The sequence below is a fragment of the Sedimentibacter sp. zth1 genome, from assembly GCF_017352195.1.
Taxonomy (GTDB): domain Bacteria; phylum Bacillota; class Clostridia; order Tissierellales; family Sedimentibacteraceae; genus UBA1535.
The window spans coordinates 2,140,284-2,153,620 of sequence record NZ_CP071445.1; the positions used below are offsets into that span (position 1 = coordinate 2,140,284).

Here is a 13,337-nt window from a genome sequence, read left to right on the forward strand (position 1 = left end):
AAAAAAATATTGTATAGTTTTTCTATATGTGATATATTCGTAATAATTAATTCAATTTACAAGGAGGCAACACATGAAAAATAAAATTTACACTATTAAACAAGACTGCCATGATAAATGCAGCCTAACAAAAATGCTAAAGGATCATCCTGAAATACAGTTTGTCTCTTTTATGGGTATAGATATAGGTGGAAATGAAACAGATGAAAAAATTCCTGTTAAACTTTTTCTAGAAGATCTTGAGGACCTACTTAAATTTGGTATACAAACAGATGGCTCGAGCGTTGAACTGCAAGGTATTGCAATTTTAAGTAATGCAAGAGTAGATTTAAAACCTGATTTAGACTGCGTATGGTTTGTAGACTATAATCATGATTTTATATATGAAGGCAATGGACTACCTGTTGGAACACTAAAAATTCCAGCATTCTTGATACATAATCACAAGGAAGTTTGTTCTAGATCTATATTAAAAAGAGCTATAGATAATTTTAAAGATAGTATTAGAGACATATTGTACGATAATGATGATTTATGTAGAAAATATGGTTTTAAATATGATGAAATTGATAAAATAATTTTAACAAGCGCTACTGAACTTGAGATGTGGGTACAATCTCCAGAACAAAGTGCAGACTTAGAAGCCCTTAGCGCATCTCAAACATTAAAAGAACAATATTGGAAAAGAACACGTGGAACTGTTAGAACAGTTTTAGAAAAAAGTATTATAGAATTAGAAAATTATGGATTAGAACCTGAAATGGCTCATAAAGAGGTTGGCGGTATAACCAACTCAATAGATTCAAATGGTAAAGCTACTCATATTATGGAACAACTTGAAATTGACTGGAAGTATTCAAGTGCATTACAAGCTGCAGACAATGAGATAATAGTTAGAGATATATTAGAAGACATGTTTAGAAGTAACGGACTTATTGTATCATTCAAAGCTAAGCCTATGGAAGGTGTTGCCGGTAACGGAGAGCACGTACATTTAGGTGTTGCAATAAAATTAACTAATGGTAAAGTTATAAACATATTTGCACCAGTTGACATGAAACTTGATTATTTAAGTGAATTTGGTTATGGTGCGTTAATGGGATTACTTAAAAACTATGAAGTAATAAACCCATTTGTCACTGCTACAAATGATGCTTTTAACAGACTAAAACCTGGATTTGAAGCACCAGTTTGTATTGTTACTTCACTGGGTGGAAGCAAAGAAGAGCCATCAAGAAATAGGTCAGTACTTGTTGGTGTTATAAGAAACGTTGACAAACCACTTGCTACAAGATTTGAGTTGCGTTCACCAAATCCATATTCTAATACATATTTAGTTATGGCAGCATCATTTCAAGCTATGCTTGATGGTATTACTAATGTTATAAAATTAAAAATGACTACATCTAATCTTGAAAAAGAAATATCAAAAACTAGTGGTGAAGATGCACTATATTTGGAAAAAGACAGACAATACTTATGTGAAGAAAATGTTTTTGAGCATTATACAGCAAAGCAAAGAGAAGAACTATTTGGTGTAGCTCCTGAAACTGTATGGGAAAACTTAGATGCATTTAATAAATGTACTATAAAACAAAATGTTCTTAAATATGAAAATGTATTTTCTGATGATATAATAAATTCATTTATGCTTGTTGCACTTGATAAATGGGTAAATGAGTTAAAGGGAAGAATTATATCCAATAATGCTAATACACTTAGAAAATTTGTTAAATTACACACAGAAAATGATTGTGATTTAGACGTTGTTAATTGGGAAAATATATTGCACTTAAAAACAAAACTTATGAAAGACAATATGCATAAAAAAAGCATTTTTACACAACTAATAGAGTCACTTGACAATAAAAACTATAACAAAGCATCCGAACTACAAAAAACTATGAATATAAAAATGACAGAAATTAGACTTTTATACTCTCTATATAAAAGAAATATATTTTAATAAATAAACGCCTCATTTAAACAACTAAATGAGGCTATTTTTTTAAATCTATTCTTTTTTTCTTGGTTGCACTTCAGCAATTTGATTGACATATACACTAACGCCTGCGCACAAAATTCCCTGTGTTATTCCAATAAATATACTTTCTAATACCGATTTTGCGTCTATAACATTTGAATTCCCAATAATATATATTGTAGATAAAACAATTGATATAATCCCTAAAGCTAAGGGAATATGCTTGTCTGCTATTAATTTAGTGTTTTTTAATATTTTTCCTATAATATATAACACTGGAATTATAATTAATAGTTCTGGCTTAATGAATTCTTTGATAGCTTCCATAAAAAAACCTCCTTTTAATATATTATATGATATGCGCTTGTCCATTATATGTTCATAATTTATATAACTATAAAATATATAATACTTATTTTTTATATCATTTTTCGACATTTTGAATATACTTATAATATATACACTAAAAAGGTGATAAATCATGTTATACAAAGGAAATTATAAAATCTCCTCTCCTTATGGAATGAGAGATTTGTATGGAGATACCAGATTTCACAAAGGTGTTGACTTAGTAGGTGTAGATGATAAAACAATACTTTCTCCATTAGATGGAACTGTTATGTCATCAACAATAATTACCGATAAATCCAATCTAACATGGGAATGGGGCAACTATATTAGAATTGATTCTAATGATGGTTATAGACTTTACTTTTGTCATTTATCAAGAAGATTAATTGAAAAGGGCTGTAAAGTAAAAAAAGGTGATCCTATAGGAATAGAAGGCAACACGGGCTATACTTTTGGCAGTCATCTTCACTTCGAGGTTAGAACTACACTTAACACTGCCATAGACCCCGTTGCATATTTAAAAACTCATAATATCTATCTTGGTAAAGAGTTAACACTTGAAGAAGCAAAAATAATTGTTAAAGAAAAGGTAGGACTTGAAGATAACACTATGCAATATCTAGAATTTTACAGGTATGGAAACGATTTAATATTAAAATTAGCAAAAAAATTAATTTAGAATATAGTATGTGTACTTGATTTGTTAAGTACACATATTTTTTTAATATGATATAATAAACTAAATTCAATATTTTAGGTAATTTATATGTATTTACAAAAAAACTATTTTAATTTTTATATAATTAATGTACAATAATATTGTTAAATAATCATGTTATATATTTTAGAAAGGATATTGTCCAATGTAAAATTTAAATATATTATAATTTAGAATTAATACATTTTCAGAAAGGAAATTATAAATAAATGCAAAATCAAGATCAAATACAAAAACGCCGCATTTTCGGTATTATATCTCACCCAGATGCTGGTAAAACAACTCTTACAGAAAAGCTGTTGCTACACGGTGGTGCAATAAGAGAGGCTGGAACTGTAAAAGCAAGAAGAAATGATAAGTTTGCAAAATCAGACTGGATGGAAATCGAAAAAAAACGTGGTATTTCAGTAACATCATCTGTTATGCAATTTGAGTATGATGATAAAATTATATCAATAATGGATACACCAGGTCACAATGACTTTGGTGAAGACACATATCGTATATTAACATCAGTAGATAATGCAGTTATGGTTATAGATGCTGCAAAAGGTATAGAAACACAAACTAAAAAACTATTTTCTGTTTGTAGCATGAGACATATACCTGTATTCACATTTATAAATAAGCTTGACAGACAAGCGCGAGATCCTTTAGAGCTTATGGAAGAATTAGAAGAAGTTTTAGGCTTACCATCAGTTGCAATTACTTGGCCAATTGGAAATGGTATCACGTTTGAAGGTGTTTATGATAGGCTTGAAAACCAAGTACATCTATATAGACAAAAGAAAACTATTACGCTTGATGAAAAAGGTATTTATAGTGATATGCTTGAAGGTGTTTTAGATCCTATGAACCTTACTAATTTAAGAAATGAAATTGATTTATTAGATGGAGCAGGTAATGAATTTAATATTACGAAAATTTATAATGGTGAATTATCGCCAGTATTTTTTGGTTCTGCTTTAGTAGATTTTGGAGTTACTACATTTCTAAACCATTTTCTAAAAATGTCTAAATTTCCTGGTACTCGCAAAACTACTACAGGTGAAGTTAATCCTACTGATGATTTCTTTAGCGGATTCATATTTAAAATACAAGCTAACATGAACCCTGCTCATAGAGACAGACTTGCTTTTGTAAGGATATGCTCCGGTACATTTGAAAGAGGTATGAACGTTACTCTTTCAAGAACAGGCAAAACGCTTAAGCTTAGTCAGTCCACACAACTTATGGCTAATGAACGCGAAATTGTTGATACAGCAATAGCGGGTGACATAATAGGTTTATATGACTCAGGAACTTACCAAATTGGTGATACTATAACAAATTCTAAAGATAAATTATTCTTTGAACCATTGCCGACATTTCCTCCCGAGTTATTCAGAAGGGTTAGTCCAGTAAACTCCTTGAAGGGTAAAAACTTTCATAAAGGTGTTAAGCAGTTAGCACAAGAAGGAACTATACAAATTTACAGAAATGATTTCAATGATGTTATACTCGGTGCCGTTGGTGTATTACAATTTGAGGTTTTTGAGTATCGACTTAAAAATGAATATAACACAGATATAAGAATGGATAATTTAGATTACACAGTTGCTAGATGGATTAAAGCCAATGATTCTGTTGACCTTAAAAAACATGAAAATTCAAGATGTACGCTTGTATATGATAGATTTGATAGACCTGTGTACCTGTTCAGCAACATGTATGCACTAAATGCATTTGAAGATAGAGTTAAAGATTTAGAGCTTATAGAAGCTTTAAACGTAACAGATGAGGAAAATTAAATTTTATCTTGTAACTAATTTTCATATGTAATATAATATATATTATGCAATTAAATGAAAGGTAAATATCATGGTTTATATAGAAACAATTAAACTTATTAAAATGCTTAGCTCTGCACAAATTTATATGATGAAGTATTGTACAGAGCCTAATTTGAAAATAACAGTTTTCTAATTCTTCATCGATAAATGTTATACTTATTATCAGTGTATTGTAACAACATACGCTTATTTGAGTACATTATTTTATCGATGTAAATGATATTTAAAATTATTAGGTCATAGACAATCAATACTTTGTCTATGACCTTTTGTTTTTCAAGGCAGAAGGTCAGCATATTAAGATGCTTAACCTTCTGCCTTTTTTTGCAAACAAACAGATCTTATATTTGAGACTGTAAATTTATATAAAGAAAAGAGGATTTATTATGAGTTTATTAAAAATTACAAACCTATCGCATTGTTTTATAGATAAACCACTATACAAGAATGCATCACTTGAACTTTATAAGGGTGAACATATTGGAGTTGTTGGTCAAAATGGTGCTGGCAAAAGCACATTAATTAAAATATTGTTAGGCGAAGTTATCCCCGACACAGGAATAATCAAATGGCAATCAAGTATTAAAATAGGTAGTCTTGACCAATATGCAGACATTAAAGATAACATTACCATCTTAGAATATTTACACACATCTTTTACAGAATTATATACAATGGAAAAAGAAATGAACAAACTGTATCAAAATAGTGCAGTATCTGGAGATGAAAGTTTACTTGTCAAAGCATCAAACTACCAAGAATTTTTATATGCAAATGGGTTTTACTCTATTAACAGTGAAATCAATAAGGTTGTTGTAGGACTTGGACTAAATGCTATTGGTACTGATAAATTAGTTAATAAATTAAGTGGGGGACAAAAAGCAAAGGTCATTTTAGCAAAGTTACTACTAACTGCCCCAGATGTTTTACTATTAGATGAGCCGACAAATTTTCTAGATAAAGAACATGTTGAATGGTTAGCAAGCTACTTATCAACATTCAAAGGTACATTCATTGTTGTATCACATGATTTTGACTTCTTAGAAAAAATATCAACAGGTATTTGCAACATTGAATTTGGAACGATAAAGAAATATCATGGTAAATACTCTGAGTTTTTAAAACAAAAAACATTTTTAAGAGAAGATTATATTAGACAATATAATACACAACAAAGGGAAATCAAAAGAACAGAAGCATATATCAATAAAAACAAAGCAGGAGTAAATTGTAAAAATGCAATGGGTAGGCAAAAGCAATTAGACAGAGTAGAAAGATTAGCTCCGCCAACATTTGTAGAGAAACCGAAAATCAAATTTTCTAATAAGGTACTTGCTTCTTGCAAAGCATTAGAAGTAAAAGATCTTGAAGTTGGTTACTATTATCCTTTGCTACCAAAATTAAATTTTAATGTATCGGGTGGTGAAAAACTAGTAATCACAGGATTTAATGGTATAGGAAAATCTACTGTTTTAAAAACTCTTGTAGGTAAAATACCTTCTATATCTGGTGATTTCAAATTTACTGATAACGTAAAAATTGCTTATTATGAACAAGATTTATCTTGGAATAATAATACACTAACACCATTTGAAATAATTTCAAATAGTTATCCAATGCTAAATAAAAAAGAAATAAGAAAAAATTTATCAATGTATGGAGTTAAGGAAGAACATATTTCTAGGAGTATCTCAACATTAAGCGGTGGTGAACAATCAAAAGTTAAACTATGTAGATTGTTACTATCAGAATTTAATTTTCTTATACTGGATGAGCCAACCAATCATTTTGATAAAGAAACTAAAGAAGCTTTACTTAATGCAATTAATGATTTTAAAGGAAGTATAATTTTAGTTTCTCACGAAGAAAAATTTTATAAGGATTTTGCTGATAAAATCATAAATATCGAAGATTTGTTTGATTAATTTGTTAAGTACTATTCAATGAACCGATTTTTTTATTTCACCTCAAATAAAAAATCGGTTCATAAATAAATTGTTTTACTTTCATCAACTTTAGCATTAATTGTTCTATTATCTCTGTAATGTGACATCTCACTTTATAAATTTAAGATTCATAGTTATTTATTAACTATAGCATAGTTTGCTAAACTTTCAAATTTATCATTTTTGTATATATGGTCAATAAATTCACCTTCATACTTCATTCCTGCCTTTTGCATAACTCGTCCAGATGCTGGATTTGATACAAAATGACGTGCAATCACACGATGGTATTCTTGAACATCAAATGCAAATTCAATCATTGATTTTGTTGCTTCTGTTGCATAACCATTACCCCAATATTCCTCTCCAATCCAGTAACCTATTTCTCCATTTTTATGTACTTTATTATTTGAAAGTGAAATACATCCAAATAATTCACCAGTATTTTTATCAATTATAGCAAAAGTATATAATTTATCATCAACAAAATTTTCTTCATGTTTTTCAAACCATTCTAATGCACACTCTATTGAATAAGGATATGGTAAATTCAAGGTACTCTTTGTTACATTATAATTATTACATAATTTAGCTACAACCTCAGCATCTTCTGATCTAAACATTCTTAACAATAATCGTTCTGTTGTAATTGTTCTCAACTCATTATTAAATATTATCTTATTTTTATTTTCCATAATATTCTCCTATAATTTTTTATCTAACATTATATTTATCTATTTATGTATCAATTCTTGTCAGTTCGTTTATGGTTTTATTTCTGTAAATCAAATCCTCTCGAACGGTAAATCCTCTTTTTCCCCAAAAACTATTTCCTATAGTATTTTTTGCAAAAACCACTAATGCAACTTTATTTATGCCTTCAACTTTCAATGCATTCATAGCAGATTCCAACAGTACTGAGCCTATCCCATTTTCACGTTCTGTAATTGCAACTGCAATATGATATATATATCCTCTACGACCATCGTGTCCGCTAAGTATAACACCAATAATCACATTATCTTTTTCAGCAACAAAGCAAGTTTCTGGATTTCTCAACAAAAATTTTTTAATTCCTTCGTTTGAATCATCTAAGTTATTCAGTCCCATACCCGGAGTATTTATCCACAAATTATAAACTCCATCATAATCATTTATTATCATCTTTCTAATCTTCATAAGTACCCCCTAATCTTTTGTAATATATAAATTAACACTCATTTCAATATAACTTATATTTTGTTCTTTGAAAATTTTTTTGCAAATCTAATGATTTGTAATGAAAATTTTACCACAGCTTCATCTATTAAGCAATAAATATCTTTTCCTAAATTTTTAAAAATTTATTTGCTTTAATAACTATAAAATTAAAGGACTAATAAAGTTATTATACTTCATTAATCCTCTAAATTTTATGCTATTATATTTATTTTAGTGCTATGTAAATATCTATGTCTGCATTGTCAAAATCGGCATTTAAATATTCTTCAAAATCTCCTGTATAGCTTCTATTTAAATCCATCTTCCATATTTCTTCCCAAGCATTTGCCACAGCCTTTTCCATATGTCCATGCACTGAAAATTTTGCATACTTACCAGCTGGTATAATCTTTACACTTAAATCATCATTTTCAGCTTTTAATACTTCATTTCCTGCTGTTACGCAATAACTGTCACCTTCATAGTCAGAATATAAACCAATAGCATACTCATTTGCTTTATTTTTTATAACAGCATTTAACCCACCTTGATATAACTTCTCCCATAGACCTCCAATTAGCATACACATATTCGGGTCAGAATTTGATGTTTTTGCACTAACACCTACAACAATTTTTTCTTTTAATTCTACAATTTCATAATTCATAATATCATAACCTCCAATTTGTTATGTGATTATGATATATTACCTAAGTGACAACAGCATGTCATATTATAAAAAATTTTTAAATATATTTTATAACTATTAAATTTTAAATATGTTAATTTTAGATTTTACTTATCTATTTTGAATATCTTGTTAACATTAACTCTAATTTTTCTTTTACTTTTTCCCTTTCTTCTACTGGCTCTAAAAGCTCACAATGTTCACCAAATGAAGATATATAATAAAACAACCATTCTCCTTTTGGAAAAGCTATCTCGGCAATAAAACTTCCATCTTCAAGCTTAGTATATATTTCAAATTCATCATAAACACGAAATGCCATTTTTGAAGATAACTTAAGCTTTAAATTTATAAATTCTTCTTTAAACGTATTTTTATTATTAAATATATGCTTAGGTGGTTTACGATTGAAAGTTTCTTCTAATATGCATATGTTTTTCATCCTTCGCAGTTTAAAAAAACGATAATCACATTTTGAAGTACAATAGCCATATAAGTACCAACTACTACCCTTATAGCATAGCTTTAGTGGCTCAACTTTTCTTTGTGTATTTTCACCCTTGCCACTAGCATATGAAAAAGAAATAATTTGCATATGTAAAATAGCATTTTTAATATTATTAAATGATTCCTTCTCTTTTTCAGCATTTGACCATGTTGAAAAATCTATCTCTATCCAGTCCGAGTTTGATTCACCAAACAGACTACTTAATTTATTAATAGCTGTATCTGTTTCACCAAAATTAACCGATTTTACAGCTTTTAACGAGGATAGAATATCAGCTTTTTCGCTTTCAGTAAGTATTGTTTTATTAAGAACAAAATTAGGCAGAAGTGAAACACCTCCGCCTTTACCTTTAGTCATATAAACTGGAATACCCGAACTAGACAATGTTTCTATATCTCGATATATTGTTCTAGTTGATACCTCAAGATGGCTAGCAAGTTCTTTAGCAGTTACAGCCTTTTTATCAAGCAAAATATATACAATCTCAAATAATCTATTAATTTGCATTTTCATCACCTACATTTATTGAATCTCATTTTAATATATGCTTTCTATTTTTTGGTGGCATATCTCTCAAAATATTTAATAAAAATTAGCAAATATTGATGCCACAATTACTGTTAACAATCCCGATACAGCTATAGACAGGCTACTCATAGCACCTTCTATTTCACCTATTTCTAATGCCTTTGATGTACCTATTGCATGTGAAGCTGTTCCTATTGCAAGCCCAACTGCTACTGGTTCTTTTATTTTAAAAATTTTGCATACTAACATTGCAATTACATTACCAATTATACCTGTTACGACTATTGCAGCTACTGTTATTGTTACTATTCCTCCAAGCTCGTTTGATACGCCTATACCGATAGCTGTCGTTATAGATTTTGGTAGTAGGGTTACATACTGCTCGTGTGTAAATTTAAATAAATATGACAATAGTAGTATACTACCAAGACTCGAAATTACTCCAGAGGTTATACCAACAATAACTGCTTTAAAATTATTTTTTAATAATTCAAGCTGTCTATACAATGGTATAGCAAGGCAAACTGTTGCTGGTGTTAATAAATAGCTTAAATATTTAGCGCTTTCATTGTATGTATCATAATCAATTTTAAATATTGTTAAAACTCCTATAACAAATATAATGGAAATAAGCAATGGATTTAAGAAGTCAAATTTAAATTTATTTTTTATTAATACTCCTATCATATAGCCAACAATGCTTATAGCTACACCAAAATATACTGAATTACAAATTATTTCTTTCACTTTTTTTGTTCCTTTCCATTTTCATAACTAATTCTGTTGATTTTCCTGTAACAACCATAACAATAATTGTTGTAATAACTATAGTTATTAAAATAGGAAATAGAATTGCTCTCAAGCTATCCCAAACAGTAATTAATCCAACTGCCGCGGGTATAAACATTAAAGGCATAATTTGAACTAAAAAATCTCCAGCCTTCTCAATTTTATCAAGCTTTATAATATTAAACCTTAGGCATATGAGCATTAGAACTAATCCATAAATACTTGCTGGTATTGGTAATGGAATTATACTGTATAATGCTTCGCCTATAAAACAAATTATCAGTATTGTACAAAACTGAAATATAAGTGTCATAATAATCTCTCCCATGATGAAATAATTAATATATTATACCACCATTTATTAATTTTCCAAATCATATTTTTAAATATTTACTTTATTTATTTACATGAATTTACTTTTTCATTCAAGCTATAATAATAAAGTCACACAAAATTATATATTGTTTAAATACAATTTCATATGACTTTAATTATTAAACATACTTTAAAACACTCATTAATTCATTAATTAGGTTTAGTTTCTATGAAAATCTCAATTAAAAAAACAATTTTTTTATTTTTACCCCTTTTAAATCTAATAAATTATTGGTAGAACTAGATAACACTTATATCAAAACCCCTTTCTGTTTGATCTGGTTAACTAACATTATAGCAGTTTTGAATCACAAGTGCTTTTTTTGTAAATAAAAAACGCTGAAATGATGAAATTATTTTTCATGCACCCCAACATTTATTATAGATCCGAAATTTTTAACTTATTTTATCATATTATTTAATTCTTCTTCAGTAATAATTTTTATGCCTAATTTTTGTGCTTTAGTTAATTTACTTCCCGCATTTTCCCCAGCTAATAAATAACTTGTTTTTTTAGAAACACTCCCCGATACTTTTCCACCGTTTTTCTGTATTAATTCAGTGGCTTCGTTTCTACCAAGTGTAGGTAATGTACCTGTTACTACAAACGTTAAGCCCTCAAGCTTTGTACTCTCATTCTCATCCTGTTCTAAAGACATATTAACTTCAACGTCCTTTAAAATTTGAATTATACGTTGATTTTCTTCATCTTCAAAGAATTTCTTTATAGATACAGCACTTACTTCTCCTATATCATTTACATCTTTAAGTTCTTCTACTGAAGCATTCATAAGCTTATCAATAGTCTTAAAATGCTTCATTATAGCTTTTGCTGTTGATTTACCTACATTAGATATCCCAAAGCCTACTAATAATCTATTTGGTTCATTTTCTTTTGATTTATCAATTATACCTAAAAGTTTATCTGTATTTTTTTCTTTACCTATTATACCCTTTTCAACAAGCTCATCTCTATAATTTTTTAAAAAATATATATCGGATATATTTTTAATATACCCTTGATTAATTAACTCCTCAACGTATGCAGTCCCGAAGCCTTTAATATCCATTGCACCTCTGCTTACAAAGTTTATCAGATGTCTTGCAAGTTGAGCAGGACAATTTGTTCCAGTACATTTAATATCTGCCGTATCTTGTTCTCTTACAGCAAGTGCTCCGCAAACAGGACAAACAGTAGGAATTTTATACTTCTCCGTATTCTCAGGTCTTTTAGATAACACAACCTCTTTTATTTTAGGAATTATTTCCCCACTTTTATATACCAAGACTGTATCACCTATTCTTACATCCAAATTGTCAATAAAGTCCTGATTGTGCAATGTTGCTCTTTCTACATTTGTACCACAGAGCCTAACTGGTTCAAATATAGCTGTTGGAGTTATTCTTCCGGTTCTTCCAACAGATAATTCTATATCTCTTATTACTGTTTCCTTTTCTTCTGGTGGGTACTTATAAGCAGCCGACCACTTTGGCACCTTTGAAGTATTTCCAAGTAATTCTCTGTCAGAGAATTTATCTATTTTTATAACTGCTCCATCTATGTCATAACCAAAAGTACCTCTTTGCTCCCCAATTTCTAGAATAGCTTTCCAAACCTCATCTGCTGTTTTACACACACTGTAGTTTTCAATTACCTTAATTCCTTGTTTTTTAAGCCATTCGTAGCTCTCCACATGTGTCTGAAAAGAAATTCCCTTAACCTCTTGTACATTAAAAATAAATAAAGATAAATTTCTCTCTTTAGTTATGTTACTATCTAATTGTCTTAAAGTACCGGCTGAACAATTTCTAGGATTTGCAAAAGGTTTTTTGCCTAATAACTCTTGAGTTTCATTAACTTTTTCAAATGATGAATTTGTCATATATACCTCACCCCTAATTTCCAAATAAGGTATACTTTCCTTTAATTTTTTCTTTACATCTTTGATAACTTTGGCATTTTCGGTTACGTCTTCTCCGTAGTTAATTCCATCTCCTCTTGTAATAGCTGTTTTTATCTCTCCGTCTTCATATCTTAATGCCATTGATAATCCATCTATTTTTCTCTCAACAATAAACGTAGGATCAACCAATTCCCTCTTCATATCATTTACAAATTCATAAACTTCTTCTTTTGAGAATACGTCCTGTAAACTAAGCATTGGTACCCTGTGTGCCACTAATACCCCAGCTTCTCTTTTTGCTTTTCCACCTACTTTTTGAGTAGGAGAATCCAATGTAACAAGTTCAGGGTGTTCCTTTTCTATTTTCTTTAGTTTCTGCATTAGCATATCATACTCATAATCAGTTATTTCAGGATTATCTTGATTATAATATTTTTCGTTATGATATCTAATTTGTTCAACTAAACTTCTATATTCATCTATCATAATAACCTCATCTTAATTTTACTATTTT

12 protein-coding genes are annotated in these 13,337 nt (G+C 29.1%); 4 read left to right on the forward strand and 8 right to left on the reverse strand.

Going from position 1 to position 13,337, the window contains the following annotated elements:
* Positions 1-73 precede the first annotated feature (73 nt).
* A complete protein-coding gene (locus JYG23_RS10365; protein WP_207235606.1) occupies positions 74-1,966 on the forward strand; it encodes a glutamine synthetase in 1,893 nt (630 codons plus the stop codon).
* Positions 1,967-2,014: 48 nt separating this feature from the next.
* On the opposite strand, the gene JYG23_RS10370 is transcribed toward JYG23_RS10365, so the two are convergent.
* Positions 2,015-2,311: a phage holin family protein gene (locus tag JYG23_RS10370; RefSeq protein WP_207235607.1), complete on the reverse strand. Its 297-nt coding sequence runs from the start codon at positions 2,309-2,311 to the stop codon at positions 2,015-2,017.
* A gap of 154 nt (positions 2,312-2,465) precedes the next feature.
* Here JYG23_RS10370 and JYG23_RS10375 point away from each other — a divergent pair, with 154 nt between their 5' ends.
* From JYG23_RS10375 to JYG23_RS10385, 3 genes are all read left to right on the forward strand, one after another.
* A complete protein-coding gene (locus JYG23_RS10375; protein WP_207235608.1) occupies positions 2,466-3,014 on the forward strand; it encodes a M23 family metallopeptidase in 549 nt (182 codons plus the stop codon).
* A 248-nt stretch (positions 3,015-3,262) separates the two neighbouring features.
* Positions 3,263-4,843 (forward strand): peptide chain release factor 3, encoded by a 1,581-nt coding sequence (locus tag JYG23_RS10380; RefSeq protein ID WP_207235609.1) that lies wholly within the window; start codon positions 3,263-3,265, stop codon positions 4,841-4,843.
* Positions 4,844-5,271: 428 nt separating this feature from the next.
* A complete protein-coding gene (locus tag JYG23_RS10385; protein WP_207235610.1) occupies positions 5,272-6,810 on the forward strand; it encodes an ABC-F family ATP-binding cassette domain-containing protein in 1,539 nt (512 codons plus the stop codon).
* A 155-nt stretch (positions 6,811-6,965) separates the two neighbouring features.
* Here the strand turns inward: JYG23_RS10385 and JYG23_RS10390 are convergent, their stop codons facing one another.
* The 7 genes from JYG23_RS10390 to ligA all read right to left on the reverse strand — a co-directional run bounded on the left by JYG23_RS10390 (position 6,966) and on the right by ligA (position 13,309).
* Positions 6,966-7,526, reverse strand: a complete 561-nt coding sequence (locus tag JYG23_RS10390) for a GNAT family N-acetyltransferase (RefSeq protein ID WP_242631558.1) — start codon at positions 7,524-7,526, stop codon at positions 6,966-6,968.
* A 43-nt stretch (positions 7,527-7,569) separates the two neighbouring features.
* Entirely contained in the window at positions 7,570-8,010 is a 441-nt protein-coding gene (locus JYG23_RS10395; RefSeq protein ID WP_207235611.1) for a GNAT family N-acetyltransferase, read from the reverse strand.
* A 247-nt stretch (positions 8,011-8,257) separates the two neighbouring features.
* The gene (locus tag JYG23_RS10400) at positions 8,258-8,698 is read right to left on the reverse strand and encodes a GyrI-like domain-containing protein (RefSeq protein ID WP_207235612.1); all 441 of its coding nucleotides are present in this window, start codon (positions 8,696-8,698) and stop codon (positions 8,258-8,260) included.
* A 136-nt stretch (positions 8,699-8,834) separates the two neighbouring features.
* Positions 8,835-9,734, reverse strand: a complete 900-nt coding sequence (locus JYG23_RS10405; RefSeq protein ID WP_207235613.1) for a YafY family protein — start codon at positions 9,732-9,734, stop codon at positions 8,835-8,837.
* 75 nt (positions 9,735-9,809) lie between these two features.
* Positions 9,810-10,502: an LrgB family protein gene (locus tag JYG23_RS10410; protein WP_242631559.1), complete on the reverse strand. Its 693-nt coding sequence runs from the start codon at positions 10,500-10,502 to the stop codon at positions 9,810-9,812.
* Positions 10,483-10,857: a CidA/LrgA family protein gene (locus tag JYG23_RS10415; protein ID WP_207235614.1), complete on the reverse strand. Its 375-nt coding sequence runs from the start codon at positions 10,855-10,857 to the stop codon at positions 10,483-10,485. The genes JYG23_RS10410 and JYG23_RS10415 overlap by 20 nt, the downstream gene beginning before the upstream one ends.
* A 463-nt stretch (positions 10,858-11,320) precedes the next feature.
* The gene (ligA, locus tag JYG23_RS10420) at positions 11,321-13,309 is read right to left on the reverse strand and encodes an NAD-dependent DNA ligase LigA (protein WP_207235615.1); all 1,989 of its coding nucleotides are present in this window, start codon (positions 13,307-13,309) and stop codon (positions 11,321-11,323) included.
* Positions 13,310-13,337 lie beyond the last annotated feature (28 nt).

Bases quoted from the DNA above. Each gene is read 5' to 3' on its own strand.
- JYG23_RS10380 (WP_207235609.1), top strand. From the start codon at position 3,263: ATGCAAAATCAAGATCAAATACAAAAACGCCGCATTTTCGGTATTATA.
- JYG23_RS10370 (WP_207235607.1), bottom strand. From the start codon at position 2,311: ATGGAAGCTATCAAAGAATTCATTAAGCCAGAACTATTAATTATAATT.
- JYG23_RS10405 (WP_207235613.1), bottom strand. From the start codon at position 9,734: ATGCAAATTAATAGATTATTTGAGATTGTATATATTTTGCTTGATAAA.
- JYG23_RS10415 (WP_207235614.1), bottom strand. From the start codon at position 10,857: ATGACACTTATATTTCAGTTTTGTACAATACTGATAATTTGTTTTATA.
- JYG23_RS10390 (WP_242631558.1), bottom strand. From the start codon at position 7,526: ATGGAAAATAAAAATAAGATAATATTTAATAATGAGTTGAGAACAATT.
- JYG23_RS10395 (WP_207235611.1), bottom strand. From the start codon at position 8,010: ATGAAGATTAGAAAGATGATAATAAATGATTATGATGGAGTTTATAAT.
- JYG23_RS10385 (WP_207235610.1), top strand. From the start codon at position 5,272: ATGAGTTTATTAAAAATTACAAACCTATCGCATTGTTTTATAGATAAA.
- JYG23_RS10400 (WP_207235612.1), bottom strand. From the start codon at position 8,698: ATGAATTATGAAATTGTAGAATTAAAAGAAAAAATTGTTGTAGGTGTT.
- ligA (WP_207235615.1), bottom strand. From the start codon at position 13,309: ATGATAGATGAATATAGAAGTTTAGTTGAACAAATTAGATATCATAAC.
- JYG23_RS10365 (WP_207235606.1), top strand. From the start codon at position 74: ATGAAAAATAAAATTTACACTATTAAACAAGACTGCCATGATAAATGC.
- JYG23_RS10375 (WP_207235608.1), top strand. From the start codon at position 2,466: ATGTTATACAAAGGAAATTATAAAATCTCCTCTCCTTATGGAATGAGA.